The 25,554-nt window shown below is 70.7% G+C and carries 20 protein-coding genes; 8 read left to right on the top strand and 12 right to left on the bottom strand.

Going from position 1 to position 25,554, the window contains the following annotated elements; translation table 11 throughout:
* Window positions 1-28 precede the first annotated feature (28 nt).
* On the top strand, window positions 29-316 hold the full coding sequence (locus ACFYOS_RS10555; RefSeq protein WP_387138202.1) for a DUF1905 domain-containing protein: 288 nt from the start codon (window positions 29-31) through the stop codon (window positions 314-316).
* A 43-nt stretch (window positions 317-359) separates the two neighbouring features.
* Here ACFYOS_RS10555 and ACFYOS_RS10550 read toward each other — a convergent pair whose 3' ends face one another.
* Complete coding sequence (locus ACFYOS_RS10550; RefSeq protein ID WP_387138570.1) at window positions 360-1,202, bottom strand: SAM-dependent methyltransferase; 843 nt, start codon at window positions 1,200-1,202, stop codon at window positions 360-362.
* Between the two features lie 202 nt (window positions 1,203-1,404).
* On the opposite strand from ACFYOS_RS10550, the gene ACFYOS_RS10545 reads away from it, so the two are divergent.
* Window positions 1,405-2,151 (top strand): hypothetical protein, encoded by a 747-nt coding sequence (locus ACFYOS_RS10545; protein ID WP_387138199.1) that lies wholly within the window; start codon window positions 1,405-1,407, stop codon window positions 2,149-2,151.
* A 3-nt stretch (window positions 2,152-2,154) separates the two neighbouring features.
* Here the strand turns inward: ACFYOS_RS10545 and ACFYOS_RS10540 are convergent, their stop codons facing one another.
* The 3 genes from ACFYOS_RS10540 to ACFYOS_RS10530 are packed head-to-tail and all read right to left on the bottom strand — an operon-like array spanning window position 2,155 to window position 5,475.
* Complete coding sequence (locus ACFYOS_RS10540) at window positions 2,155-2,937, bottom strand: hypothetical protein (protein ID WP_387138196.1); 783 nt, start codon at window positions 2,935-2,937, stop codon at window positions 2,155-2,157.
* Between the two features lie 34 nt (window positions 2,938-2,971).
* The gene (locus tag ACFYOS_RS10535) at window positions 2,972-4,279 is read right to left on the bottom strand and encodes an HEXXH motif domain-containing protein (RefSeq protein WP_387138194.1); all 1,308 of its coding nucleotides are present in this window, start codon (window positions 4,277-4,279) and stop codon (window positions 2,972-2,974) included.
* Window positions 4,276-5,475: an FxsB family cyclophane-forming radical SAM/SPASM peptide maturase gene (locus tag ACFYOS_RS10530; RefSeq protein ID WP_387138191.1), complete on the bottom strand. Its 1,200-nt coding sequence runs from the start codon at window positions 5,473-5,475 to the stop codon at window positions 4,276-4,278. The genes ACFYOS_RS10535 and ACFYOS_RS10530 overlap by 4 nt, the downstream gene beginning before the upstream one ends.
* 274 nt (window positions 5,476-5,749) lie before the next feature.
* Here ACFYOS_RS10530 and fxsA point away from each other — a divergent pair, with 274 nt between their 5' ends.
* From fxsA to ACFYOS_RS10510, 4 genes are all read left to right on the top strand, one after another.
* Window positions 5,750-5,932 carry an FxSxx-COOH cyclophane-containing RiPP peptide gene (gene fxsA / locus ACFYOS_RS10525; protein WP_387138189.1) on the top strand — a complete coding sequence of 61 codons (183 nt, stop codon included), beginning with the start codon at window positions 5,750-5,752 and terminating at the stop codon, window positions 5,930-5,932.
* Window positions 5,919-9,815 (top strand): FxSxx-COOH system tetratricopeptide repeat protein, encoded by a 3,897-nt coding sequence (gene fxsT / locus ACFYOS_RS10520; RefSeq protein ID WP_387138187.1) that lies wholly within the window; start codon window positions 5,919-5,921, stop codon window positions 9,813-9,815. The genes fxsA and fxsT overlap by 14 nt, the downstream gene beginning before the upstream one ends.
* 10 nt (window positions 9,816-9,825) lie before the next feature.
* Window positions 9,826-10,830 carry a hypothetical protein gene (locus ACFYOS_RS10515; protein ID WP_387138184.1) on the top strand — a complete coding sequence of 335 codons (1,005 nt, stop codon included), beginning with the start codon at window positions 9,826-9,828 and terminating at the stop codon, window positions 10,828-10,830.
* Between the two features lie 102 nt (window positions 10,831-10,932).
* Window positions 10,933-12,072 (top strand): hypothetical protein, encoded by a 1,140-nt coding sequence (locus tag ACFYOS_RS10510; RefSeq protein WP_387138181.1) that lies wholly within the window; start codon window positions 10,933-10,935, stop codon window positions 12,070-12,072.
* Window positions 12,073-12,099: 27 nt separating this feature from the next.
* Here the strand turns inward: ACFYOS_RS10510 and ACFYOS_RS10505 are convergent, their stop codons facing one another.
* The gene (locus tag ACFYOS_RS10505) at window positions 12,100-14,223 is read right to left on the bottom strand and encodes an AAA family ATPase (protein WP_387138178.1); all 2,124 of its coding nucleotides are present in this window, start codon (window positions 14,221-14,223) and stop codon (window positions 12,100-12,102) included.
* A 315-nt stretch (window positions 14,224-14,538) separates the two neighbouring features.
* Here ACFYOS_RS10505 and ACFYOS_RS10500 point away from each other — a divergent pair, with 315 nt between their 5' ends.
* Together ACFYOS_RS10500 and ACFYOS_RS10495 are read left to right on the top strand one after the other, a co-directional pair.
* A complete protein-coding gene (locus tag ACFYOS_RS10500) occupies window positions 14,539-16,323 on the top strand; it encodes a RyR domain-containing protein (protein ID WP_387138174.1) in 1,785 nt (594 codons plus the stop codon).
* Window positions 16,320-16,832 (top strand): hypothetical protein, encoded by a 513-nt coding sequence (locus tag ACFYOS_RS10495; protein WP_387138172.1) that lies wholly within the window; start codon window positions 16,320-16,322, stop codon window positions 16,830-16,832. Before ACFYOS_RS10500 ends, ACFYOS_RS10495 begins: the two co-directional genes overlap by 4 nt.
* Before the next feature lie 5 nt (window positions 16,833-16,837).
* On the opposite strand, the gene ACFYOS_RS10490 is transcribed toward ACFYOS_RS10495, so the two are convergent.
* The 7 genes from ACFYOS_RS10490 to ACFYOS_RS10460 all read right to left on the bottom strand — a co-directional run bounded on the left by ACFYOS_RS10490 (window position 16,838) and on the right by ACFYOS_RS10460 (window position 25,436).
* Window positions 16,838-17,782, bottom strand: a complete 945-nt coding sequence (locus tag ACFYOS_RS10490) for an FAD-dependent oxidoreductase (RefSeq protein WP_387138169.1) — start codon at window positions 17,780-17,782, stop codon at window positions 16,838-16,840.
* A gap of 125 nt (window positions 17,783-17,907) precedes the next feature.
* Window positions 17,908-18,543, bottom strand: a complete 636-nt coding sequence (locus tag ACFYOS_RS10485) for a hypothetical protein (protein WP_387138167.1) — start codon at window positions 18,541-18,543, stop codon at window positions 17,908-17,910.
* A 238-nt stretch (window positions 18,544-18,781) separates the two neighbouring features.
* Window positions 18,782-19,774 carry a TIGR03842 family LLM class F420-dependent oxidoreductase gene (locus ACFYOS_RS10480; protein ID WP_387138164.1) on the bottom strand — a complete coding sequence of 331 codons (993 nt, stop codon included), beginning with the start codon at window positions 19,772-19,774 and terminating at the stop codon, window positions 18,782-18,784.
* Window positions 19,775-19,788: 14 nt separating this feature from the next.
* Complete coding sequence (hydA, locus tag ACFYOS_RS10475; protein ID WP_387138161.1) at window positions 19,789-21,192, bottom strand: dihydropyrimidinase; 1,404 nt, start codon at window positions 21,190-21,192, stop codon at window positions 19,789-19,791.
* Window positions 21,189-22,031: a nitrilase-related carbon-nitrogen hydrolase gene (locus ACFYOS_RS10470; protein WP_387138158.1), complete on the bottom strand. Its 843-nt coding sequence runs from the start codon at window positions 22,029-22,031 to the stop codon at window positions 21,189-21,191. The genes hydA and ACFYOS_RS10470 overlap by 4 nt, the downstream gene beginning before the upstream one ends.
* The gene (locus ACFYOS_RS10465) at window positions 22,031-23,584 is read right to left on the bottom strand and encodes an NCS1 family nucleobase:cation symporter-1 (RefSeq protein WP_387138154.1); all 1,554 of its coding nucleotides are present in this window, start codon (window positions 23,582-23,584) and stop codon (window positions 22,031-22,033) included. The genes ACFYOS_RS10470 and ACFYOS_RS10465 overlap by 1 nt, the downstream gene beginning before the upstream one ends.
* A 244-nt stretch (window positions 23,585-23,828) precedes the next feature.
* Entirely contained in the window at window positions 23,829-25,436 is a 1,608-nt protein-coding gene (locus ACFYOS_RS10460; protein WP_387138151.1) for a PucR family transcriptional regulator, read from the bottom strand.
* Window positions 25,437-25,554 lie beyond the last annotated feature (118 nt).

The following is a 25,554-nucleotide window of genomic DNA, read 5'->3' as shown; positions in this document are numbered from 1 at the left end:
TGCACCGGCCGGCTTCTATCCTGGGCCGATGATGCTGGAGTTCACGGGCGAGATGTGGTTCTGGAGGGGGCCCGCGCCGTGGCACTTCGTCACCGTCCCGGACGAGCAGTGCGGTGCACTGGAGGCGGCGTCCGGGCTGGTGACCTACGGCTGGGGCATGATCCCGGTGACGGCGCGGATCGGTGACACCGGCTGGCAGACGTCGTTGTGGCCGAAGGACGGCCGGTACATCGTGCCGGTGAAGGCGGCGGTGCGGAAGGCCGAAGGGCTCGACGTCGGCGACCCGGTGACGGTCCGCCTGACCGTCGACGCCTGACCCGCTGCTCAGCGCCGTGGTGCCGGCGTCCGGGCGGGTCGGGTCAGGGCTTGCGGGCGATCGCCGCGTACATGGCCGCCTGCGCCACCGGTGGCCGCTGCTCCGGGGCGTCGTCCGGCTGCCACTCCGTCACCGGGCTGATGCTCGGCTCGACGAACTCCAGGCCGTCGAAGAACGCGCCGAACTCGTCCCGGTTCCGGAACGCCATGTCGATCTGGCTGGCCTTGGTTGCTGGCGCCGCGGTCACCGCGAGGTCCTGGGGCACCATGTCGAGGGTCGCGTGGGAGATCACCAGGTAGCTGCCCGACGGCAGCGCCTCCACCAGCCGCCGCGTGATCGCGTACGGGTCGTCGGCGTCGGTGAGGAAGTGCAGGATCGCCACCAGCATCAGCCCGACCGGCCGGCCGAAGTCGATCGTGGCCCGGACGTCGGGGTGGGCGAGGATGCGCTCCGGTTCCCGCAGGTCCGCGTCGACGTAGGCGGTGGCGCCTTCCGGTGTGCTGGTCAGCAGGGCGCGCGCGTGCGCGAGCACGATCGGGTCGTTGTCGACGTACGCGACCCGCGCGTCGGGGGCGATCCCCTGGGCGACCTCGTGCATGTTCGGGCTGGTCGGGATGCCGGTGCCGATGTCGAGGAACTGCCGGATGCCGGCCGGGCCGGCGAGGTAGCGGGTGGCCCGGTGCATGAACCGACGGTTCTCGATCACCGTGGTCCGGATCGCCGGATAGGCGGCGGCGATCGCGTCGCCGGACTTCCGGTCGGCGGCGAAGTTGTCCTTGCCGCCGAGCCAGTAGTCGTAGCGACGGGCGGCGTGCGGCACGGACGGGTCGATCCGTGACGACGGCTGCTCCGGCACAGGGCGTACGCCTGACGTCGTGTTCGCCATCGCGACCTCCGGGTCCATTGTGGGCACGTGGGGCCGATCCTAGCGGTAGAGCCGCAAGCGCGCTGTGCCCTGTCGGGCACGGGGCTGCCCGGCTCGATTGGGCAGACCGACTCGGGGGCGGGGCTTCGAACGGGTCGCGCGATTGGTCCGCCGTGGCGGACGGACGACGTTCATCGGCGATCAGTTCGGGTAGGCGGGGCGAATGGCCGAGCTGCTCGAGGACGGCGACATCTACTTCCTCTACCGACCCCGCGTTCAGGAGGAGCACGTCGACTCCCTGGACGAGGTGCAGCGGCTGCTGGTCGTGATGCACCCCTGGCACGGGCGGCATCTCCGGCTCCTTGTCGTAGGGCGCAAGCGTATGCCCGACATCAGCGAGCATGACCGCTTCTGGGCGTTTGTCGACGAGGTGGTGGACCGGCCCGAGCAGTTGCACAAGACCCTGCAGGCGCGCCGGTACCGGACGGGGACGCGCGGCGAGCGGGAGCAGCCGCCGGCCCGACCGGCGGCCGAGGGGGCGTACGTGCTCGCCAGGCACGACGACCACACCCATCTCGCGTACGAACTCGAACTTCCGACGCGTCCCGGCGAAGCGCAGCGGGGTCTGTCCATAGAGCCGGAGGCAAGCTACATCGTCACGGTGAAGAATCCCCAGGCGCCCTCGCCGCCCGGAGTCGGCCTCGGTGCGGCCCGAAAGGTCAGACTGCCCGCCAAGCTGCAGGGACAGTTCCACGGCCGCCGGTTCGCCCCGCTCGACCCGCCCGACTTCCTCGACCATCCCGGCACCGAGCTCGTGCTCATCGGGGCGGCTCACGACGCCTCCGAGGAGTTGCGGATCGACCTGGATGCGGAGGTTGAGCGGGCGGAGCGGAGCACGATCTTCGGGGACCTGCGGATCGGGCGCCGGGAGCGCCCCGTCGCTCCGCTCTTCACCGGGGAATGGGCCTGAGCCTCAGACCCGGCGGTGGTTGTTGCCGCCAACCCGCTGGATGAGGTGCTCCACCCACCGCTCGAACTTGCTGCTTCCCCCGCCGAGCAGGCCGCCCAGTTCCTCCTCGGTCACGCCCCCTCGCGCGGCGAGCGACTCGACCAGCGTGCGTAGCCGTCGATGGTCGTCGTCGTCCGACGCTGCGGCGGAACCACCCATGCCCAGGTGGCGGTGCAGGTCCTGGAGGATGTCCATCATCTGCGGCAGCGTCTCGATGATCTGCGACAGGCCGGTCTCGCGTGGGCTGGACGAGCCGCGCAGCTCCTGCAGGGTCAGGGCGACTGACATCGGGGTGACGATGTCAGCCTCGCTGCCGATCGCGTCGATCGCCCGGCCCAGTTGTTCTTTGGCGGCGTGCACGCTGTCGAGGTCGGTGTGGTCGACCAGGATCGTCCGCATCCCCTGCACGTCGAAGGGGAGTTGCTGGTCTTTTGCCATCAACTGCACGAACGGTTTGCGCAGCGCGTGCCGCACGGCCAGTTCGTAGAAGACGTTGGCGTTCTGGTCGGTGAGGTCGGCGATGACGAGGTCGTTCTGGATGATGCGGTCCAGCACCTGTGAGGTGATGAGCCCGGCGCGTTCGATCTCGTCGCCTCGGACGGCGACGTAGCCGCGTTCGGCCACCACCGGGCGGATGACGAAGTTGAGGATCTGGTCGCTGCGTCGGCGGGTCTCGGAGCCGTCGGGGCCGATCGGCGCGATGACGAAGCATTCCCGAGGTGTTGCCTGATGGTTACCCTCCCCCATGGAGTCAGCGTAGTGGAGATCAGGCAAGCGGCTGTCAACCGGTTGGTGCCTGCTGTCGGTCCCAGCGGGCTCGGTGCGCGGTCAGGAGTCGAGCGGCTTCGGCCGCCGCGTCGGTGGTCGTCGGCTCAAGGGCCCATCGCCGCAGAACCTGGGCCATGCCGTCGACCAGGTGCCGACCCACCGGGGTCAACCGTCGCTGCGCGCCCAGGACCAGAAGGCTGTCACCGACGGCGCCGGTCCACCGCGCGGCCTCGACCTCGGCGTGGTGTCGTTGCGCCCGGCTGCCGGCCGCCTGAGCCTGTTGGCGCCAGAAGCGGGCCACCCCGAGGTGGGCGTACGTTCCGTGCAGCAGGCCTTCCAGCGGGCGAGGATCGGTGCGCCACGGTGCGTAGAACAACTCCGCGGGCCCCGGCTCGACCAGCGTGAACATGTCCGTCAAGGCGGCCAGCTTGAGGTGTTGGATCTCGTGCGCCAGGGTGGCCGCCCCGGACCGGGAGTCCGGTGGTATCGACATTGCCACCGATCCGAAGGCGTGGTGGAAGGTGCCACTGCGGGCGCCGGTCCGCGGGGCGGCGATCGGCATCAGCACGCGCAGGGCCACGGATACCTCCTCGGCGACCGGCCGGTGACTGTCGACCAGGATTCGCCATGCCCCGTCGAGCCGGTGTCGCCACCGGTGATCGGTGCCGGGGCCGTCGGCCCGGATGCCGGGGACGTGCTGCCACCCGGGGGTGTCCACCAGCAGTGACAGCGGCAGCCCGCGGTGCCTGAGCTCCATCCGAGGGGCGGGCAGCCATCGCCGGCCGGCCGACCGGACGTCGCCGATGTCGACCCGCTCGCCCGCGCAGCGCACCTGCACCCGGCCGCCGACGCACCGCACCCGCGCCCGAGTCGCGTCCGCCGGGACGACCACGGTGCCGAGACCGGGCAGGTCCAGCCGGCCCGGCGCGCCGGGGGAGAGCGGCACGTCGAGGTCGGCGTCGATGCCGGAGCCGACAGCCGCGACCACCGCCACGGCCGCGAGAAGCCCCGGGTACGTCGCGGGGTGGCCGCCTCGCCGCAGGAGCGACGCGGTACCGAACGCCCACGCGGCGACCGGAGGGTGGCCCAGTGCCGCCGCGCGTACCTGCGGTCGGGTCCGCGCCAGGACGTCGTACGCGGCCTCGACCGCTGTCAGGTCCGGGTGTCCGGCCTCGCGGAGCAGCAGCATCAGGGCCCGTACGAGCAGGAGGGTCTTGCTGTGTTGTGCGGACCGCAGGCGGGAGATGGCGTCCGCGCTGCCGCGGCCGGCGGCGAGTTCGTCGAGGACCCGTCGCGGCAGGAGGTGGTGGGCGGGTGTCATGGCGTGCCCGCCCGCAACGCGGCGACGTCGCGCTGCACGGCGCGGTGGATGTGGCCGATCAGTCGGTAGAGGTCGGCGCAGTAGACCGACGGGTTGTCGAACCCGGTGCTGGCGCGGTACCGGTGGGTGCGCAGCCCACCGCCGCACACCCGGTGCCGGTCGCAGGCGCGGCACGCCGCGCACAACCCGGCCGCGCCGGCTTGCTGCGCCCGTACGGTCGGCAGCCCGAGCGCGGCGTCGAAGGAGTGCCGGGCGACGTGCAACCCGGTGCGGGCCGACGCGGGGTAGGTGGCGGCGAGGGTGTCGTCCATCTCGATCGTCCCGTCGGTCTGGACCACGACCACGGCGACGGGGCTGGTGCCCACTCCGGCCAGGCGGGACGTACCGCCGAGCAGCACCTGGATGATTTCGTCGAAGAAGCGGATCCGGGTGCGCTGCCCGGGCGTGTGGTACCACTCGTCGAAGACGGCCATCAGCCACTGCGCGTACGGCCCCGGCCGGGAGTCGGGTGGGCGGCCCGGCGGGGGATTGCTCCAGGTGCCGTGCGGCAGGAGGAAGTCGAGCGCCGGCGGCTGGTGCGCCAGCAGGCTCCGGTAGGTGGTGATCGGGTCGTTGCCCAGGTCGACCGTGCACAGCAGACCGTGGAACAGGTGCGGGAACCCCGTGGTCAGCCGACGCAGCGCCGTCTCGACCCGGGTGTGACTGCCGCGGCCGTCCGGGCCCCGCCGGTGCCGGTCGTGCGCGGCGCGGTCACCGTCGAGGCTGACGCTTATCCGCACGCCGAGCCGGTCGAACAGGCGCAGGAACGCCTCGTCCAGCCGCACGGCGTTGGTCTGCACGGTCATCCGCACCGGCACCGGCGCGGCCGCCTGTCGGATCGCCGCGACGGCCGCCTCGAGGCGGGTGGCCCCGGCCAGCAGGGGTTCCCCGCCGTGCAGGACGACGTCGACCCTGTTGAGTCGGTGCGTGTGAGCGTGTTCGCCGATCCGGTGCGCGGTCCAGTCGAGCACTCGCTGGGACATGGCCCGTGGTTGGCTACGCCAGCGTTGGTCGGCCATCGTGTAGACGTAGCAGTGGTCGCAGGCCAGGTCGCATCGGCTGTGCAGTTTGAGCACGAACTGTCGGAACGCGACGGTCGACGTCGCGGGGCTCGGCGCACGAAGAGCCGGCTGGTGGCCGTGATCCGGTCCGGGCATCAGCCGCTCCGCCGTCAGGTGAGCGGCCGGTGCGGCCGCCGAGGGGGGACAACCAGCATACATCGATGTACAACGCTTGGCTGGTGCTCGCTGGGCTGTTCAGTTCTCCCGCGCCCGACGGCGCAGCGCACCGCGGCGTGCCGGTGATGCAGGCCACCGCTGATGCAGCGCGCCGTTATCATGAACGCACGCAGCGGATCTGGCCACCGGTCGATATCCGACTTCGTGGCGGCAGCACCCGTGGCGACAGAAGAAGACAGGCGGTGATCGGGGGATGGACGCGGGGGAGGAGATGTTGCGCTCCGATCTGATCGATCTCACCGATGTGGATCCGGCGGCGCTCGACGCGCTGCCCAGCGGGGTGCTCGTGGCCGCGCTGCGCCGGCTGGAACGCCGCAGCGCAGACCCCGGTGACCAGTATGCGGGCTTCGAAAGCGCCCTCGATGACGACGACTGACCCCGCCGGCGGCTCCGCCACCGTCGCGGGGGTCCCGCACCACCGCCCACCGAGCGGCGCGCCCGTGCGCGCCGGCGGCGACGACACGTCGGGCACCTGCACCATCGTGTCCTTCGTGTCACCCACCAACGGCACCGGGCGCAGCAGCGCCGTGGCCAACATCGCCTGGATCCTCGCCGGCAACGGCAAACGGGTCCTGGCGGTCGACTGGTGCGCCAGGACTCCGCGGGTCTACGACTACCTCCGCTCCTTTCAGGTGGACGCCGCCCCGGCCGCCAGCGTGCTCGGCCCGGAACTGGCCACCCTGATCACTCCTCACCCGGACGGGCAGTCGCACCGTGCCCCCGCGCTGATCTCCCCGACCGCGCCGCACCAGGGCACCCTCTATCGGTACGCGATGCCCGGGTCGAGCTTCGGGTTCGCGATGGTCGGCGTCGGCGCCGACGCCGAGACCCGGCCCGAGGGCGACGCGGTGCGGGTACGGCAACTGCTGCTTCACGCGGGATACGACTACGTCCTCATCGACACCCCGGTGGACCTCACCCTGCCCGGCATCACCCACACCGCGGTGCTCAGCGACGTCGCGGTGGTCGGCATGCCACCCCGGCGACAGGCCATGCACCAGGCCGCCGAACTCGCGGCCGAGCTGCAGCGGCGCGCCACCGGCGGCATCCGGATCCTCGCCGCGCCGACGCTGCGCGACGTCAACCACCCCTGGTACGGCGAAGCCCGCGACACGGCCCGCCGCGCCTTCGCCGCCCTGCTCGACGAGTCCGCCCGGGAACCCGGACCGTCGGTCGTGGAGATTCTCGAGGTGCCCGAGCAGACGTACGACACGTACGACGACGTGCTGGCCGTGCTGGCCGACCCGCCCGACGACGACACCAGCCTGCTGGCTGCCTACGAGCGGATGGCGTCGTGGATCACCCACGGCAGCGTCGAGCGCGCGGCGGCCGTCCCGGACCGGATCCGCCGCCGCTACCGCCGCGGTGTCCTGCTGGAGCGGGCGGGGAGCGCCGACGACATCGTCGTGCTGTACGACCCGGCCGACCGGCCCTGGGTGGACTGGCTCGGCGGACAGCTGCGCCGCGCCAGCGTCCAGGTCCATCCCCGCGCTCTGCGGCCCGGGACGCCACCCACCGTGGCCGTGGGCGCCACCGTGCTGGCCGTCGTCTCCCCGGACGTCGGGCGGGCGATCGGCGCCGCGCTGTCGGCCGACACCGACGATGCCGAGGTCCTTGCCGTCCTGGTCCCCGGGCGCGACACGGTCCAGAAGATCGACCCACGCAGGATCATCGACCTACGGGACGCCGATTCTGCCCGGGCACAGTCGCTGCTGCTGAGCCGGCTCGGCCTGCTCGCCCCCGCCCAGCCCGCCACCGACCTGCGCACCGCGCCGCGCTACCCGGCCGAGCCGGACCGTCGGCTGCGTAGCAACCTGCCGCCCCGCAACCCATCCTTCGTCGGCCGGGGGGAATACCTGGAACGGTTGCGCGACCGGCTGAGCGCGGACGGCAGCCCGGTGACGCTCACCGGCGGCGCCGGAGTCGGAAAGAGCGAGCTCGCCCGGGAATTCGCCCACCGCTTCGCCTACGACTACGACGTGGTCTGGTGGATCCCCGCCCAGGACCGGGAAACGGTCCAGACCAGCCTCGGTGAGCTGGCCGACGAGATCAACGCCGTGGACGGCACCGGCGCGGCAGAGGCCGCCCTGACCGCCCTGTCGACCCGCGGCGGCATCTCCCGGTGGCTGCTGATCTACGACAACGCCGACAACGCCGACGTGCTGGACCGGCTCCAACCCCGAGACGGCACCGGGCACGTCCTGATCACCTCACGCGACGACGGCTCCGCCGACCTGCCCTCGCCGCTGGAAGTCGCCGCGTTCACCGGCGACGAGAGCATCGCCATGCTGCGGCGGGTACTGGGCATCAGCACCGACGACGCGCGAACGATCGCGGCCGCACTGGAGCATCTGCCGCTGGCCCTGCGGCTGGCCACCGCCTGGATCCGCGAGCGCACCCGCGCCTTCGAACGCGACGGCGTACCCAACCTCGAAGCGGTCAGCCGCAGCGTCACCGAGCTGCTCGACCAGCTGCACCAGCGCAGCGACCAGGACGAGGACGAACGGATCCCCGGGTCACACACCTCCACCGTCGCCCGGGTCCTGGACATCACCCTGACCACACTCGAACGGGCCGAGTTCGGGTTGCTGGCCATCCGGCTGGCCGAACTTGCCGCGTTCCTCTCCCCCGAAGGCATCGGCCTGCCGCTGCTGCGCTCGGCGTCGATGCTGACCCAGCTGGCCGCCGCGGCAGACACCGACGCCGAGGAGCTGCTCCTCAACGCTCAAGAGATCGACCTCGTCCTGACCGTCGGCGCGCGCTTCGGCCTGTACGACGTCGACTGGGGACGCGGTGCCGCGCTGCGGATGCACCGCGCCATCCAGGTCCTGCTCCGGGAGGCGATCCCCACCCCACAACGGCACGAGCGCCACCGCCAGGTCCTGCACGGCCTCGCCGGATACGCGCCCACCGACCCGGAAGCCGACGACCGCCGCTACACCGACATCTTCGACGAACTGCAACGACACCTCGTACCCTCCGGCGCGCTGGCGGCGGACCACCGCCTCGTCCGCCACTGGGTGGTCAAGCAGATGCGCTACCTGTACCTGACCAACGACAGCGACGCATGGCAATCCGCTCTGCAGCTGGCCCGGCAGACGTGCGAGCGGTGGACCGCCAGCGGTGAGCTCGACCAGCTGACCATGCGCCTGCTCGTGCAGACCGCGAACCTGCACCGGGCGCTCGGCCAGTACGCCGAGGCCCTGCGCCTGGACGAGAAGGTGCTGGGCGAGCAACGCCGCCGCTACGGCCTGCGGCACTTCCGCACGCTGATCGCCGGCCGGGGCCGCGGCGGGGACCTGCGTGGCCTCGGCCGCTTCGACGACGCCCTGGTCGAGGACCAGGCCACGTTCGTCGGATTCCGGAAGGTGGTCGGCGACGACCACCCCAACACCCGGATGGCGGTCAACAACCTCGCGTTGTCCTTCCTGCTCACCGGCGACGCGCGGGAGGCGCTGCGGTTGGCCCGCCAGGAACTCGACCGCCGAATGTCCCTGTTCGGGCCCGAGGACCCGCGTGCCTGGCGGGCGGCGTGCGTGGTCGGCACGCTCGAGCGGGAGGTCGGCGCATACGACCTGTCGCTGGCCACCCTGCGCGAGGCGCTGGAACGGATCCACCAACTGCCGACCGCCAGCCCGCTCGAAGAGTTGCGCGTCAACCGCACCCTCGCCGTCACCGAGCGGCGCCTCGGCCTCACCGTCGCGGCCAAGAACCGCAGCACCGGGACCTACCGCGGTTACCGCAGCCACCTCGGCGAGGACCACCCGCTCACCCGGGCGAGCCTGTTGAGCATGGCCGTGGACTACTACCGGGCCGGCGACGCCGGAATCGCCGTCGAACACGCCATGCGCTGCCTGCGCGGCTACGAGCGCCAACTCGAGGCCGGACACCCGTTCACCGCGGCCTGCTCGGTGAACCTCGGACTGTTCCTGCGGGGCGTCGGCGAGTACGACCAGGCCGTCCGCGAGGGGGAACGCGGCCTGCGCGCCCTGCGGACCCGACTCGGTGACGTGCATCCCTGGACCCTGGCGGCGGTCAACGCCCAGGCCGGCCACCTGGCCGTGCGGGGAGACCTGGACGACGCCGTGCGCATCCAGGAGGAAGCACACCTGAACTGCGTGCACTACCTCGGGCGCCACCACCCGCGCAGCGTCGATGCCGCCGCCAACCTCGCCGCGATCCGCGCATTGCGCGACGGCGCCGTCGACGCCGCCCCCTCCGCCCTGACCGACACCGACATCGACGTGCCGGAGAGCTGAGGAGGACGAGGTGACGGAGCCGCAGCTGCTCGACGCTCTGCACGAGGAGTCTGCCGAGCAGGACGTCCCAGGGTTCCGCAAGAAGCGGGACCTGTGCCGCGACATGCTGCTCGGCGGCAGCGGCGTCTACCACGTCGCGCACTACACCTCCGGCGTGCTCGACTTCGCCGTGGACCTGCTGGCCCACGAGTCGGCCCCGCCGGCGGTCGACGGCGCCGATCTGCGGCAGCGCCGCGACATCCACCGCCGCGTCGGCGCGCAGATCGTGTACCGGGCGACCGAACTCAACCGGCGGCTGTGGGAACTGCAGAGCGGCGCGTTGATCCGGTTGGTCGCCCAGACCGGTGACGGCCTCGTCTTCTGCAATTCCGTCGTCGGCAGCGAGCACGTGGTGGGCTTCGGTGCGGTGCCGGGGACCACCAGTGCCGGCGCACCGGCCGACCCCGCGCAGGTCAGCGTGATCGACCGCGCCGCCTCCGGGCTCGCCACCGAGCTGCGTCGGCTGATGCGGCAACGCTCACAGAATCCTGGCGGCTGGCTGACCGCCGAGACGCCCCCGGAGCCGCGGACGCCCGCCGACGACACGGTCCAGCCCCACTTGAGCGGGTCAACGGGTCCGGGCGGCATCTTCGCCGCGGCGCTGCGACCGGCCGGGCTGCACTACCTCAGCCACCACCGGACGGGCGAGCAGGTGGCGGCAGTCGACATCCTGGCGCATCCGGAGCTGGCGCCATTCTTCAACCGGGGCATCACCGTGGCCGACCGCCGCAGCCGCTACCGGCGCCTCGCCGCCGACCTTTCCCTGCTGGTGCTGCAGGTCAGCCGGGACCTGCGCCGGGCCGTCACCGGCGACGTCGCCCGCCTGGTGCTCGACGTGGAGATGGGAGCGGTCTACTACACCCGACTCTCCGCGGACGACTATCTGTTCGGGGTCACCCTCGACCAGGACTCGGTCAGCCAGGCCGATCACGCGCTGTGGACCGTGGGCCGCCAGCTTGTCGAGCCCACCGCCTGACATCGATTCCCGGACCGTCCGTCCTGCGTTAGGTTCCCCGTGTATCAATCCGCGTCGCACTCGCCTGTAGGACGGTGGTAACCCCTGGCACGATCAGCGGCCGTGGTCGCCGCCGGACTGGCCGGTCTGCTGCTGGCCTGGGGCGGCCACCTCCACGGGCTGGAGAACTCACCGAGCTACCTGCTGCTCGCGGCGACCCTGCTGGCGGTCGGGCTGGTGGGCAGTACCCGCGACATCAGCTTCGCCGATGTCCGCGCGCACCTGTCCACCGTGCTGCTCGCCGTCACGGTCGGAGTCATCGTCAAAGCGGCGCTCATCGCCGCCGTCATGTTCCTGGCCTTCGACGATCCGGCGGTGCTGGTCCTCGGCGTGGCCGTGGCGCAGATCGACCCCCTGGCCGTGGCCGCCATGAGCCGCCCGGACCGTATCTCGCCCCGCGCCCGCGCGATCCTGTCGATCTGGGCGTCCTTCGATGATCCGGTGACCGTTCTGCTCACCGTCTACTTCTCCGCGTTCGCTCTGCAGCTGCGCGGTGACGTCGCCGGAACCGCACCCGGCATGCTCGGCCACGATCCCGTCGACCTTCTCCTCGGCCTTGCCGCCAACCTCGCCTTCGCCGCCGCCGCCTGGCTGCTGTGGCACGTCCTGCAAGTCGCCGGCCTCCGCCCGGACGCACCCGTCACCCCTCGTCGGCGCGCCGCTGTGCGCTGGACCGCCGTCGCCCTGCTGATCCTGCTCGTGCTGGTCGCCGCCTGGCAGTTCCTCATGCTCGGCCTCGCGATCGCCGGGCTCTTCTTCCGACCACGCCTGGGCCCCGTCGTCGGCCGGTCCACGCAGGCGGCCTACCTCATCGCCACCTTCCTGCTCGGCATGCTGCTCGTGCAGGGCGTCCGGGTGCTCCAAGGAGTGGTCCTCGGCCTGGCCGCGGTCGCCGCCCACATGCTGGTGTCCCTACCCCTGTCCCGCGGCCTGCCGGCGGTCGATCGGCGCTATCTCGCCTCGGGGCAGCAGAACGGACTGACGGCGGTGATCCTCGCCCTGGTGCTCCAGCGCGACTTTCCCGGCACGGTCGGGGTCGTCGCCACCGCGATCGTCGTGATCAACTCTGTGCACGCACTCGCCACCGCGCTGCTCGACCGGCGCAGACCACCCGGACACTCCGACAGGCCACTGCCGGCCGACCCGGTCGCGCTTCCCCGGATGCGGGAGAACCCTTCGGGTTCGCTCGACGCGGAACGGTAGCGGCTGGCGGCTCCGCCGCGCCGTAGATCAGCCTTCCAGCATCAGCTGCCGGACCCGCCCGCTCAACCCGTCGAACAGCGCCCGCGCCGCCAACCAGCTCGGTGACCGGTCCGCGGACTCGGCCGCACCGTCGCCCTCACCCAGGTCGCCGAGTACATCGAGCTGGAACAACGGCAGGTACTCGGCAAGCCCGTCGTAGGTCTCGCAGAGTCGGTCCAACCGTTCCAGGTCCGTGGCCTGCGGATCACGGCGATGACTGTCGTACCACTGTTCGACGCCGTCGCGGAACGCCTCGATCAGCCGCCGCAACACCATCGACGTCCCCAACGCCCGCTGCACATCCCGCGAGCGCAACCGTGCCCGCAGCGGCGCCCCCGCCTCAGCGGGCATCGCAGGTCGCGGTGGAGCGAAAGCGTCGCGAAGCTGCCGGTCGACGCCGGTGAGCTGATCCAGCGCCCCCACCGCCTCGACGAACACCCGGGCCACCCGGCCCGGCAGCGCCGGCGCCCCCACGGTCGCCGGTCCAGCGGCCGCGGCGCCGGCAACCAGCCCCGACCCGCCGAGGTCGAGCTCACCCCGCAGCTCGTCCAGCTGATACGACAACCGCTCGATGGACCGCTGGGTGTTGCTCTGCTGGCGATGGATCCGCTCGACCCGCTGGCGCACCGACGTCAGCGCATCCGCCCCGACCACCTGTTCCAGGCGACGCATCGAGGCCTTGACGCTGCCGGACAGATCCTCGGCGAACGTCTGCGGGTCGTAGACGATCGGCTCCACGCTGAACGTCGCGGCCAGCTCCGCCGCCAGCTCTGCGGGCAGATGCCCGACGACGACCAGGATCACCTCACTGTCGGTGACCGTCGCCCGGATCGCCACCGCCCGCCGGTGGAGCTCGTCGACCTCCTCGGACTTGAGCACCGATTCCGACAACAGCACGCCACAGCCGGCATCCTGATCGTCCAGCGGTATCCAGAAGTCGACCGGCAGGTCCCGCATCGACCCGAGAAGATGATCCCGTTGATACGACCAGCCGTCCTGGGTCAGCACCCGCCGCACGCCCGCGGCGACGTCCTGCCGGCTGGCCAGGTCGAACTGGACCCGTACCGCCTCACGCACCATCACGTGGGTGACCGCCGTGCCGGCCTGCGCCGCATCCTGATAGAGGTGGTGGCACAGCCGGATCACCCGCCGCGGCACCCCATCGGCCAGGTTGGTCAGGTAGTCGACCGTCTCCGCCGTGAACGGCGCCAGCCGCGCCTGCCCGAACGCCCGGAGCTGGCTCTGCCGGACGAACTCCTCGACGTCCTGCGCGGTGAGCGCGGACATCCGCACGATCGGCCCGATCCGCTGCCGCACGTCCGGGGTCAGCATGTGCAGCAGGTCAGGCAGCCCGGCGAGCACCAGGAGCGCTCCTGCCGACGCGAAGGCCTCGATCAGCCGCGCCAGCCGCCCCATCGTCTCGTTCCCGGGCCGTCCCGCCAGGATCTTGTCCAGCTCGTCGAGAACCAGGACGAAACGATCGCGCCGGCGCCCGTGCAGCAGGGCGAGTACGGCCATCGTCTCGACCGCGGCGGCCTCCACATCCGTCCGCGCCGTCACGCCGGCGGCGGTCAGAGCCGGCCCCGGCGGGTAGCCCATCAACCAGTCCCAGGCCACCACCTCGGTGGCCGGGTCCAGCAACATCGTCAGCGCCGTGCTGAACGACGGGTCAGTGCTGACGTCGGCCAGCTCCTCGCGTAGCCGGTCGGCAAGGGCGGCGGCCGCCGGATCGCCGCCGCGCCCCGTCCGCTCCTGCGCCACGAGGTCGCGTACCGTCTCGCGGGACAACCGGCCGAGGAACTGACGGCTCAGCGACACGAACGTGTCGGCCGGCGCATCGAGATAGATCGCCCCACCAGACCCGCCGGACGCACGCGCACGGGCCAGCAGTTCCACCGCGAGGTGAGTCTTGCCGGTGCCGTAGTCGCCCACCACGGTGACCGTCCCACCATCACCCGTCCGGAGGTAGTCCTCCAGGTACGCGACCGCGTCATGGATGGCCGCCGTGACCACGGTTGTCGGGTCCGCGCCGTCCTCGCTCACCCGCGCGACGGCTGTCGGCGAGAACGGATTGACCGCACCGGCCGCCGGTGGAGTCGCGTGTGCGTCCATCTCCCTGATCCTCCGGTAGCTCCGGTATGGGCGCCAGGCACTCCGGTACCGGAGGCCGGCTCCCGCGCGTGTGCCACCTCCGGCCCGTCTTCAGATGGTAGCCGTCCGTAGCGACCGCAGCGGACCCTCACCGACCACCAGATCGGGCTCACCTGCGAAAAGAGTCGTTCGGACAGGTGCGGCGGAACCAGCCCGATCGACTGTGTCCAATACGATAAGGCTCATGGTCGCAACCTGGTGGCCGCGACGCCGAACCGTGATCCCCGGCCTGGTCCGCCCCTACCGCCACCGCCCACCCGGCATGAGGGCGGCTCGATGACGGAGCCAGGTGCCGGCTCCTCCCGACCCACCGAATGGTGGTTGCGAGCCGTATTCGCAGTAGTCGGCATCGTCGCACTCGTCCTCGGACACATCGGCTTCGACCGTCTGCTGCTGACCCGCCCGGACACCGCCCACGACCCCTACGACGTGATCTACTACGACCTGCAACTGTTCGTCCTCGGTGCCGAGCCGTTCCAGCAGGCCGGCCACTACCCGTGGCAGCTCCAGGTCGCCCGCTTCGCCGCCCCGCTGTTCACCCTGCTCGCCGTCGCCGAGGCCGGCCGGCTCCTGCTGGCCGCCGAGATCCGTCGCATCCGCGCCCGACGATCCCGTGACCATGTCCTGGTCTGCGGCGACTCGCAGTTCGCCCACATGCTTGCCGACCGGCTCTTCACCGACGGCGAACGAGTGGTCGTCGTGCGCTCCACCCCGTTCGGGCCGCTGGAATACCGCCAGCGCCGATATCTCGGCGTCATCGGCGACCCGACCAGCCCCGAGGTACTGCGCGGCGCCGGCCTGCCGCGCGCACACACCATCTATGCCTGCACCGACGACGACGACCGCAATCACGCCATCGCCAACACGGCCAGCCGGCTCATCCAGGACCGACGACGACCGCCCCGCGTCTACGTCCAGGTCCACGACCCCGAGATGTGCCTGTCGCTACAGGCCAGACGCCTCGCCGCCGCGGGATCCAGCCGGCTGCGACTCGACTACTTCCACGTCGACGACGTCGCCGCACGCGCACTGCACCGACACCATCCACTGCCCACCACGCCCCGCCGCCCGACAAGCGTCCTCATCGCCGGCACCGGCACATTCCGCCGTGCCCTGCTGGTGGAGACCGCCCGACACTGGCAGGCGCACCGCACGGGCACCGTCGCACCCCTGCGGGTGGACCTGGTCGCCCCCGACGCCAGCACAGAGTTCGCCCTCGCCGCTTCCCGGTACCCCTTCCTCAGCACGGTCTGCCACGTCGTCGCACACGACATGGACCTCGACGGCCTGACCGGCCTGGACCGGATCCACGGCGGGGGCTACGACCGCATCTACATCTGCGCCCCCGACGAAAGCGTCGGACTGCAGTTCGTCCTCGACACACCCGCCCTGTGGCAAGCCGCGCGCGGCGCGGTGTTCATACCCGTCTACCGGCAGGCCGCGCTGGCCGCCGCGTTCCACGGCGACTCACGGCACGACCTGCTCGACGAGGTACACGGCAAGCTCCGCCTGTACCCCGTGCTGACCCGCGCCTGCGACGCGCGGCTCATCGCCGAGGACCTCACCGAACGGCTGGCCCGACAGATCCACGACCGCTACCTGCAGGCCCACCGCCCCGCCGCGGTACAGCCCAGTGCGGCCACCGCGATGGTGGACTGGTCACGGCTGCCCGAGTCGCTGCGGCAGGCGAATCGCGCCCACGTCCAGGACATTGCCGCCAAGCTGCTGAAGCTGGGCTGCGTCGTGGCGCCCCGACACGGTGGCGCCGGTGACGCATCGGCCGAGCAGGCCATCGAGGACCGGATCGACGAACTGGCCAGACTGGAACACGAACGCTGGTGCCGGGAGCGGCAAGGGGAAGGCTGGACATATGGCGAGCCACGTGACGACACTCGACGGCGCCATCCCGCCCTCCGGCCCTGGGACGAGCTGACCCCCGACGTGCAGGAGAAGAACCGTCAGGAGATCCGGGCACTGCCCGACGTGCTGTCCGACAGCGGATTCGCCCTGATCCGGCTGGCCCCCACCGTGCCCACCCAGCCGACGGGAGCCGACCGGTGACGCCTGACCCGTCCCCGGTGCGGGTCGGCGTCACCGGGCACATCAACCTGACCGCCGCCACCGAGCAGCTCATCGCCGATGCGTTCCGCGCCGAGCTGCGCCACATCAGCCCTCGACCGGTGCACGGCGTCACCTGCTTGGCCGCCGGCGCCGACCAGATCTTCGCCCGCACGGTGCTGGCCGCCGGAGGCACCTACGACGTGATCCTGCCGGCCCTCGACTACCGGGCCGCGGCGATCCCACCAGAGAGCCGGCCCGAATTCGACGAACTGCTCGCACACGCGGCAACCGTCATCCACACCGGCCACCTCCGGTCAGGCACCGCGGCTTACGTCACCGCCAACCGTGAACTGTTGCGACGGGTACAGCGGCTCCTGGCGGTCTGGGACGGCGAGACCGGGTGCCACGGCGCGTCGACCGACCGCACCGTCGGCTGGGCCCGGCAACTCGGCATCCCGATCACCATCGTCTGGCCCCCTGGTGCCCGGCGGACGCCCGCCCAGCACTGACGCCGTCAGGACAGTCCTGACACGAGTTCGGCGACGTCCTCGGCGCAGCCGTAGGACAGGGTGACCCCGGCGCCACCGTGGCCATAGCAGTGCACGACCGGGCCGCGGTCGATGAACTCGGTTTCCAGCCGTACGGTCGGGCGCCCCGGCCGTAGGCCCACGCGATGGCTGAGGATGCGGGCCTTGTCGAGCGCGGGTACGAGCTCGATACACCGTTTCAGGATCTCCGCGGTCGTCTTCGGCCTGACGTCCAGATCCTCGTCGCCCTCCTCTGCGGTGCCGCCGAGCAGCACGGTGTCGCTTCGGGGTACGACGTAGACCAGTTGTTCGGGATCGGTCTGATCGAGCAGCCATTCGGTCAGGCCGAACTGCGCGACGACGATGACCTGCCCCCGTACCGGCATGAGGGTCGCGTCGTTGATCAGCTCCCTGGATCCCAGTCCGGTGCAGTTCACCACGGCGTCCACGTCCTCGAACGCGTCGGCGAGATCACCCACGTACCGGGTCCGGACGGCGACCCCGGCCGTTTCCAACTGACCGAGCAGCCAGGGCAGATGCATCGCCATGTCCACCACTGGAACGCTCAGTTCGTAACCGTCCAGGTAGCCGGTCGGCAGCCGCTCGCCGGCAACCCGGCCCAGCTCGGGAACCGCGTTCCGCCACCACGGGTCTGCGGTGTGCTGGCGGAACAACTCCTGCCCGAAGCGCATCTGAACGCCGGCGGACGGATCGGAGGTCAGGCCGCACAGCACCTCGTAGGTGGTCGCCGACCATCGGGTCACGTCCGCCTCGGGGTATGCGCGGTAGGGATACCAGAGAGCGGCGGCGACCGACGATGTGGTGCTGTTTCCCGTCTTCGCGGCAACCACGTCGACCTCATGACCGGCCTGCGTCAGACGGAGAGCACTGGTCAAGCCCACAACACCGGCGCCGACGACCCTGACCTTCATGGCTTGAGATCACACCACATCGGGTCGCCCTTCCGGTAACGGACGCCTGGGCTGAGCCCGGCGCCCGGCCGGGACTCACGATCCAGGCCGGGCGCTCAGAAGGCGGTCGGGCCGATACCGGGCGCCTACCGCGACGGCTGGCGCGTCCAGTCCGGCGACCGCCCGAGCTTGTCCCCCGGGGTGCTGGACAAGCCGGCCCAGCCCGGATCCCCGGCCGACACCGGTTCCGCCGTCGTGCTCGGCCTGCCCAGGCCCAAGCCGTCCACACCCACTGGCCGCGTTGCCGGCGGGATGACCTCGTCCGGCAGCAGCGCCCTGTCTGCGTCGGACCCGGGCTGCGGCCAGCGCTGCCAACGGCGAACGCTCACGACACCGACCAGCAACAGCGAGCCGACCAGCAGCGTTGTCCCGGTCCGTACGGGGGCCGCCAGGTCGACCTGGTAGCCGCCCAGGGTCATTTTGCGGTCGACCAGTTTCATCACCGAGGTCGGGCTGATCAGTAGGCCCAGGTAACTGGCCGAGTAGATGGACCCGGTCAGCGTCGCCCCCAGTGGGGAGAACCGGAGCGTGGCGATGAGCCCGAGGATGAGGCCGGCCGCCACCAGCACCAGGGCGGGGCGCACAAAATCACCGCTGGCCAGTGCGGCGCCGTCCCGCGCGTTCGCGAACACCCGCGCCGATCGATCCTGACCCAGGGCGAACAGGATCCAGGCCAGCGGACCCACGACGACTGCGGCGATCAAGGTTCCGATGTGTCGCATCCCGGCAACCTACCGACCTTCCTCGTGGATCAGTACTCCCGATAAGCGAAACTTAAGGCGACCGTCGCACCACGCCGACCGGTGGCCGATTTTGAGCACATCGCCGCAGGGTAAGCGTCATCGACGGGGTGTGGTGTCGCCACTGCGGCGGGTGAGTGAGGCCACCCCTCCACCTGTTGATCGCACGCATGTTCGAGGGCTGGTCGCGCGGCGGCCTGGTAGGTCATCCGCACCGGGATCAGATGTGGGTGATCACGTCCTTGCCATAGGAGGAGAGGGTCCGCTCCTTGTCGTCATGCATGAGATAGAGGGCGAAGTTGTGCACCCCGATCTCCTTGAGCTCCTGCAGCCGATCGACGTGGGCCGACTCGGGGCCGACGAGGCAGAACCGGTCGACGATCGCATCGGGCACGAAGGCCGTGGACGGGTTGCCAGCCCGGCCGTGGTGTGAATAGTCGTAGCCCTCGCGGCCCTTGATGTAGTCGGTGAGCGCCTTGGGTACGACTCCCGAGTCGCCGTAGCGGGCGACCAGGTCGGCCACGTGGTTGCCGACCATGCCACCGAACCAGCGCAGCTGATCCCGTTGGTGTGCGAGGTTGGTGCCCACGTAGGCGGGCGCGGCCACGCACATCGTGATCTCGTCGGGATCTCGGCCGGCGGCGGAGGCCGCGTCGCGTACCGAGCCGATGGTCCAGCGGGCGATGTCGGGATCGGCCGTCTGCAGGATGAAGCCATCGGCCTGCTCGCCGACGAGCCGCAGCGCTTTCGGGCCGTAGGCGGCCATCCAGATCTCCAGCCTGCCGTCCCGGACCCACGGGATGCGCACCGGCGTGCCGTGGTGGGCGACCTCTCTGCCTTCGGCCAGTTCCCTGATCACGTGCATGGCCTGTTTCAGGGTGGCCAGGCTCGCCGGCGGCTGGCCGATCACCCGCCGGGCCGAGTCGCCGCGGCCGATCCCGCATACCGTACGGTTGCCGAACATCTCGTTGAGGGTGGCGAACAGTGACGCGGTGACCGACCAGTCGCGGGTGCTCGGGTTGGTCACCATCGGCCCCACCATCAGGTGCTTGGTCGCGGCGAGGACCTGCGAGTAGATGACGAACGGCTCCTGCCACAGCACGCAGGAGTCGAACGTCCATCCGTAGCGGAACCCGTTGTCCTCGGCGGCGGTGAGCCCCGCCACGACGTCGCGGGCGGGCGGGTCGGTCTGGAGTACGACACCGAAGTCCACGGCTTCTCCTTCGCTCAGACCAGGTACTGACAGAGATCGCGCTTCAGGAACCGGCCGTGCCCGGCCGCGCCGTGGAAGGCGTTGTCGTCGACGACCACCCGGCCACGGGACAGCACGGTGGAGACCTTGCCGGTCAGCTCCATGCCCTCGTACGCGGAGTAGTCCACATTCATGTGGTGCGTGCTGGCGGAGATCGTCTGCCGGGCGGTCGGGTCGTACACCGTGATGTCCGCGTCCGCGCCGGGAGCGATGACGCCCTTGCGCGGGTAGAGGCCGAACATTCGGGCGGGCGTGGTCGAGCTGATCTCCACCCAGCGCGCCAGGGTGATCTCGCCCTTCACGACGCCCTGATAGAGCAGGTCCATCCGGTGCTCGACGCCCGGCATCCCGTTCGGGATCTTGGAGAAGTCTCCCCGGCCCAGCTCCTTCTGGTCCTTGAAGCAGAAGGGGCAGTGGTCGGTGGACACCAGCGACAGGTCGTTGGTGCGCAGACCCCGCCACAGTTCCGCCTGATGCTCCTTCGGGCGCAGCGGGGGAGAGGCGACGTACTTCGCACCCTCGAAGTCGGGCCTGGCCAGATCGTCCAACGACAGGAACAGGTACTGCGGGCAGGTCTCCGCGAACACGTTCTGGCCGGTGTCCCGGGCCTGGGTGACCGCGTCGAGGGCGTGCGCGGCGGACAGGTGCACGATGTACAGCGGCGCGCCGGTGACCTTCGCCAGCGTGATCGCCCGCGAGGTGGCCTCGCCCTCCAGCTCGGGCGGCCGGGTCAGCCCGTGCTGCACCGGGTCCGTCTGGCCGTTGGCCAGTGCCTGGAGGATGAGCTGGTCGATGGCGATGCCGTTCTCCGCGTGCATCATGATCATCGAGCCGGTGTCCCGGGCCTTCTGCATCGCCCGCAGGATCTCCCCGTCGGTGGCGTAGAAGACCCCCGGATAGGCCATGAACATCTTGAACGTGTTGACCCCCGCGTCGATGCAGGCCTCCATCTCCTTGAGAGACGTGTCGTTGACGTCCGAGATGATCATGTGGAACGCGTAGTCGACGGCGCAGTTGCCGTCCGCCTTGCTGTGCCATTTGTCGAGCGCGGACAGCACGGACGTGCCCTTGCCCTGTACGGCGAAGTCGACGATGGTCGTCGTGCCACCCCAGGCCGCCGCGATCGTCCCGGTCTCGAAGTTGTCCGCCGAGAACGTGCCGCCGAACGGCATCTCCATGTGGGTGTGGCCGTCGATGCCGCCCGGCACGACGTACTTCCCGGCGGCGTCGATCACGCGATCGGCGCCGGACGCCCACTGCTCGGCCAGGCCCGAGTCCGGCGCGGCGAGCGCCGCGATCCGCTCGCCCTCCACCAGCACATCCGCCGGGTACGCCCCGGTGGCGTTGACGACTGTTCCATTGCGGATGACGATGCTCATGGCTTCACCAGCGATTCGTACGTGTCCGACCGGCGGTCGCGGTAGAAGGCCCAGAGGTCGCGGACCTCGGCCAGCTTGTCCATGTCGAGGTCGCGGACGACGACCTCCTCCGCGGTGTCCGACGCGGCCTCGCCGACCAACTGCCCCCGGGGGTCGACGAAGTAGGACTGGCCGTAGAAGTCGTTGTCGCCCAACGGCTCCACACCGACCCGGTTGATCGTCCCGATGTAGTACTCGTTGGCGACGGCCGCGGCCGGCTGCTCCAGCCGCCACAGGTACTCCGACAGCCCGCGGCTGGTGGCGGAGGGGTTGAACACGATCTTCGCGCCGGCCAGCCCAAGCGCCCGCCAGCCCTCCGGGAAGTGCCGCTCGTAGCAGATGTAGACGCCGATACGGCCCACGGCGGTGTCGAACACCGGATAGCCGAGGTTTCCGGGCCGGAAGTAGAACTTCTCCCAGAACCCCTTCACCTGCGGGATGTGGTTCTTCCGGTGCTTGCCGAGGTAGGTGCCGTCGGCGTCGATCACCGCGGCGGTGTTGTAGTAGACGCCGGGTTGTTCCTGCTCGTACATCGGCACGATGAGCACCACGGCGTGCTGCTCGGCGACCTCCTGCATGAGGGCGGTCGTCGGCCCGTCCGGGATCGCTTCGGTGTACGAGTAGTAGTCGGCGTCCTGGATCTGGCAGAAGTACGGGCCGTAGAACAGCTCCTGCAGGCAGACCACCTGCGCGCCCTGGGAGGCGGCGCTGCGGATGGCCTCGACCGCGTTCGCGATCATGGACTCCTTGTCACCAGTCCACTTCTGCTGCACCAGCCCGGCTCGGATGATGTTGCTCATCAGTTCTCCCCCTTGGCGTGGCTGGCGCGCGGCATCGACAGCACCAGGTAGACGAGGAACCCGCCGATCAGACCGGCCGCCCAGCTGTAGTCGTAGAGCGGCTTGAGGAAGGGGATCAACCCGTCCTCCGGGAACGGTCCCTTGCCGGGTGCGGAGTAGGCGCCGCCCACCGCGAGGAGTGCGCCGACGACGGTGGCGACGATCGCCGACACGTTCCAGCCGCCCGAGAACCAGTACCGGCCCTCGGGGCGGTAGAGGGCGGGCAGTTGGAGGCGGGTGCGGCTGCGGACCCAGTAACCGGCGATGAGGACGCCGGCGACCGCGCCGAGCAGGCCGCCGTAGAAGCCGAGCCAGACGAAGATGTAGATGTTGGGGTCCTGCACCAGGCGCCAGGGCTGGATCAGGATGCCGAGCACCCCGGTGATCAGGCCGCCGGTCCGGAAGCTGACCAGTCGGGGTGCGGCGTTGGAGAAGTCGTACGCGGGGCTGACCGTGTTGGCCGCGACGTTCACCGACAGGGTGGCCACCACGACGGTGAACAGGCCGAGCGCGACGACCAGCGGGCTCTCGAACTTCGCCGCGAGTTGGATGGGGTCCCAGATGGCCTCGCCGTAGATCACCGCCGTACCCGAGGTGATCAGGATCGACAGGATGGCGAAGAACGACATCGTGGTGGGCAGACCGAGGATCTGGCCGTACGCCTGCTGCCGCTGGCTGCCGCCGAACCGGGTGAAGTCGGGGATGTTCAGCGACAGCGTGGACCAGAACGCGACCATCGCCATCAGTGACGGTGCGAACAGCTTCCAGAAGTCCGCGCCCCAGCCCAGCTTCGACGGCTCGGACAGGATCGGGCCGAGGCCGCCCGCCTGCGCCATGACCCAGATCAGCAGCGCGATGGCGACCACGAGGACGAACGGTGCGGCCCAGTTCTCGAAGCGCCGCAGCGTGTCCATGCCCCGCCAGATGATCGCCATCTCGATCACCCAGAACAGGAGGAACGAGGCCCACAGCGTCCATGGCTGGTCCATGACCTTAGCCGCGTCGACCCACCACGAGCCGAGCAGTTTGCCGGCGATCGCGTAGATGGCCTCGCCGCCGATCCAGGTCTGGATGCCGAACCAACCGCAGGCGATGAACGCCCGTAGCAGGGCCGCCAGGTTGGCGCCGCGCACCCCGTAGAACGCTCGGGCGAACACCGGGAAGGGGATGCCGTACTTCGTGCCCGCGTGGCTGTTGAGCAGCATCGGGATCAGGACGATCAGGTTGCCCAGCGTGATCGTGAGGAACGCCTGCACCCAGTTCATGCCGAGCTGGATGAGCCCGGCGGCGAGCAGATAGCTGGGGATGTTGTGCGCCATGCCGATCCACAGCGCCGCGAAGTTGTACGTGGTCCAGGTGCGCTTCTCGATGGGCACCGGGGCGAGTTCCACATTGAAGTAGGGGCTGCCGGCGATAGTGGAGAAGTCACGCAGCTCCACTCGGCCATCCGGATGGGTGATCTGTGTGCCCGGCTCGACGGCGGTGGTTTCGGAGGGCAGGGGTTCAACGGCCATCGGTGTCACCTCCCTGTTGCGCTGCCGCAACAGTGGCCGGTCAACCGGCGCGCGTGCTGCGGGTGGGGGCGGATCAGCACGATCTTTATCTCGGAATGGTGAGTGTCACGGACCCGCCACGGGCAGTGGCAGAGTGTCCACGCTTGCCATGATCAGGGCACACTGTGTCCACGGGCATGCCCGCACCGACCTGTCAATCGGCGCGGCGGATGGACTACCGCCGCTTACCGGCTTCCCTGGGCCGTCATGCGTCGTCGTCGAGCTCGTGCACCAGGAGCGCGACGTAGAGCGACAGCATCGACTCCGGGTCCTCCAACGACACCCCGAGCACCTGCGCGATCCGTGCCAGCTGCTGGTAGTACGCCGTACGCGACACATGCGCGGCGGCCGCCGCGGCCGACTTGTTGCCGCCCTGCTCGCAGAAGCAGCGCAACAACTCCGTCAGCCGGCTGTGGTGGTTGGCGTCCCGGGCCAGCAGCGGGCCCAGCTCGCGGTCCGCGAAGGCCCGGACCCGCTCGTCGTCGCGCAACAGATGCAGCAGGCCGCGCAGGCGCACATTGTCCAGGCGGTGGTAGAGCTGCGTGCCGGGGGAGCGCAGCGCCGCCCCCGCCACATGGGCAGCCTCGCCCAGGCTGCGGCGCACCTCGGCGACGTGTGACACGGTGGTGCCGACCGCCACCAGCACCGGACCGGCCGCGGAGCGGTGCACCTCCCGGGCCAGCCGGCGCAGCACCGCGTCGACCCCCGCCTGCGCGGGCAACGACAGCAACACGCGCACGGTCGTGTCGTCCACGACGCCCACCAGGGCGGGCACGGCCACCCGCCGCGCCGCCAACGCGGTCGCCTCCGCGAGGTCGCGCAACACCTCCTGGGTGGCCAGCGCGGGGGCGCGCGGCGTCACGGTCGCCGACCGGATCGCCATCCCGACCAGCTGCCGCCGCTCCAGGCCGACGCCCAGGGCCGCCGCCCGGGCGGCCAGATCCGGCGGCGGTACGGCCTGACCGAGCAGTTGCGCGAGCAGCATCCGGTGCGTCTGCCGCTCCAGACTCTCCCGGTCACGCGCCACGAGCCGATGCACCGCCAGCGCCGACGCGGCCCGCTCGGCGACCACCACGTGCCGGTGCGGCGGAGGATCCGGCGAGAGCAGGACCAGCCGCCCCCAGTCGGCGCCCTGCGCGCCGACCATCGTGACCAGCCAGCCGGCCTCCTCGTCGTAGGCGGTCCGCTCGGGCGCGGCCACCGACCGGGACCGCTGGCCCCAGTCGGCCAGCAGCTCGGTGGGGTCCCTGCCGGCCGCGTCGTACGCGAGCACCTCGTGCCCCAGCGTCTCCAGCACGACCGGCAGCCCGGAGATCCGGGCCACCTCGCGCAGCACCTCGGCCGGCTCCGCTCCGGCCACGGTGAGCGACGTGAACGTCTCGTGCACCTGCTCGGCGGCCCGTAGCTCGGCGAGCTGCGCGTCGACGATCAGCGCCACCACCGCCTCGGTGACCGACACGAACGGCGTCTCCTGCGCGAGCGTGATCAGGGGGAGCCGGTGGCGGTTGGCCGCCACCACCAGCGCCTCCGGCAGGTGGTCACTCCACCGCCGGACCAACTCGATCACCAGTCCCGCCGCGCGGACCGCGGCCAGGTCGTCCACGTACCGGGTCAGCGCCACCGGCTCGTCCGGCAGTGCGATACCGGTGGTCAGCACCAGCTCGCCGCCGCGCAGCAGGTGCGCGATGTCGGCGACCTCCGCCACGTGGACCCAGCGCACCCGGCCCTGCATGCCGGCCGAGCCGGCCACGACCTGCGGCTTCGCCCGCCGGATCACCGGCAGGGCGATGGCTTCTGCGACGGAGGGATACATGAGTGCCTCCCCTGCGGCGGGAATGCACACAACGTAATGCGGTCGCCACCAGGGCGGCACAGGTTGTCCATAGCGGTTGGACAACGATTGCCGCCACACTCGGCCTGGGAACGAGATA

Source organism: Micromonospora sp. NPDC005806 (genome assembly GCF_042871425.1).
Classification (GTDB): Bacteria; Actinomycetota; Actinomycetes; order Mycobacteriales; family Micromonosporaceae; genus Micromonospora.
This window is presented reverse-complemented; position numbering and strand designations above follow the sequence as displayed.

Excerpts from the sequence above, each read along its gene's own strand:
- ACFYOS_RS10555 (WP_387138202.1), top strand. The coding sequence starts at position 29 with ATGATGCTGGAGTTCACGGGCGAGATGTGGTTCTGGAGGGGGCCCGCG.
- ACFYOS_RS10550 (WP_387138570.1), bottom strand. The coding sequence starts at position 1,202 with ATGGCGAACACGACGTCAGGCGTACGCCCTGTGCCGGAGCAGCCGTCG.
- ACFYOS_RS10545 (WP_387138199.1), top strand. The coding sequence starts at position 1,405 with ATGGCCGAGCTGCTCGAGGACGGCGACATCTACTTCCTCTACCGACCC.
- ACFYOS_RS10540 (WP_387138196.1), bottom strand. The coding sequence starts at position 2,937 with ATGGGGGAGGGTAACCATCAGGCAACACCTCGGGAATGCTTCGTCATC.
- ACFYOS_RS10535 (WP_387138194.1), bottom strand. The coding sequence starts at position 4,279 with ATGACACCCGCCCACCACCTCCTGCCGCGACGGGTCCTCGACGAACTC.
- ACFYOS_RS10530 (WP_387138191.1), bottom strand. The coding sequence starts at position 5,475 with ATGCCCGGACCGGATCACGGCCACCAGCCGGCTCTTCGTGCGCCGAGC.
- fxsA (WP_387138189.1), top strand. The coding sequence starts at position 5,750 with ATGGACGCGGGGGAGGAGATGTTGCGCTCCGATCTGATCGATCTCACC.
- fxsT (WP_387138187.1), top strand. The coding sequence starts at position 5,919 with ATGACGACGACTGACCCCGCCGGCGGCTCCGCCACCGTCGCGGGGGTC.
- ACFYOS_RS10505 (WP_387138178.1), bottom strand. The coding sequence starts at position 14,223 with ATGGACGCACACGCGACTCCACCGGCGGCCGGTGCGGTCAATCCGTTC.
- ACFYOS_RS10500 (WP_387138174.1), top strand. The coding sequence starts at position 14,539 with ATGACGGAGCCAGGTGCCGGCTCCTCCCGACCCACCGAATGGTGGTTG.
- ACFYOS_RS10490 (WP_387138169.1), bottom strand. The coding sequence starts at position 17,782 with ATGAAGGTCAGGGTCGTCGGCGCCGGTGTTGTGGGCTTGACCAGTGCT.
- ACFYOS_RS10485 (WP_387138167.1), bottom strand. The coding sequence starts at position 18,543 with ATGCGACACATCGGAACCTTGATCGCCGCAGTCGTCGTGGGTCCGCTG.
- hydA (WP_387138161.1), bottom strand. The coding sequence starts at position 21,192 with ATGAGCATCGTCATCCGCAATGGAACAGTCGTCAACGCCACCGGGGCG.
- ACFYOS_RS10470 (WP_387138158.1), bottom strand. The coding sequence starts at position 22,031 with ATGAGCAACATCATCCGAGCCGGGCTGGTGCAGCAGAAGTGGACTGGT.
- ACFYOS_RS10465 (WP_387138154.1), bottom strand. The coding sequence starts at position 23,584 with ATGGCCGTTGAACCCCTGCCCTCCGAAACCACCGCCGTCGAGCCGGGC.
- ACFYOS_RS10460 (WP_387138151.1), bottom strand. The coding sequence starts at position 25,436 with ATGTATCCCTCCGTCGCAGAAGCCATCGCCCTGCCGGTGATCCGGCGG.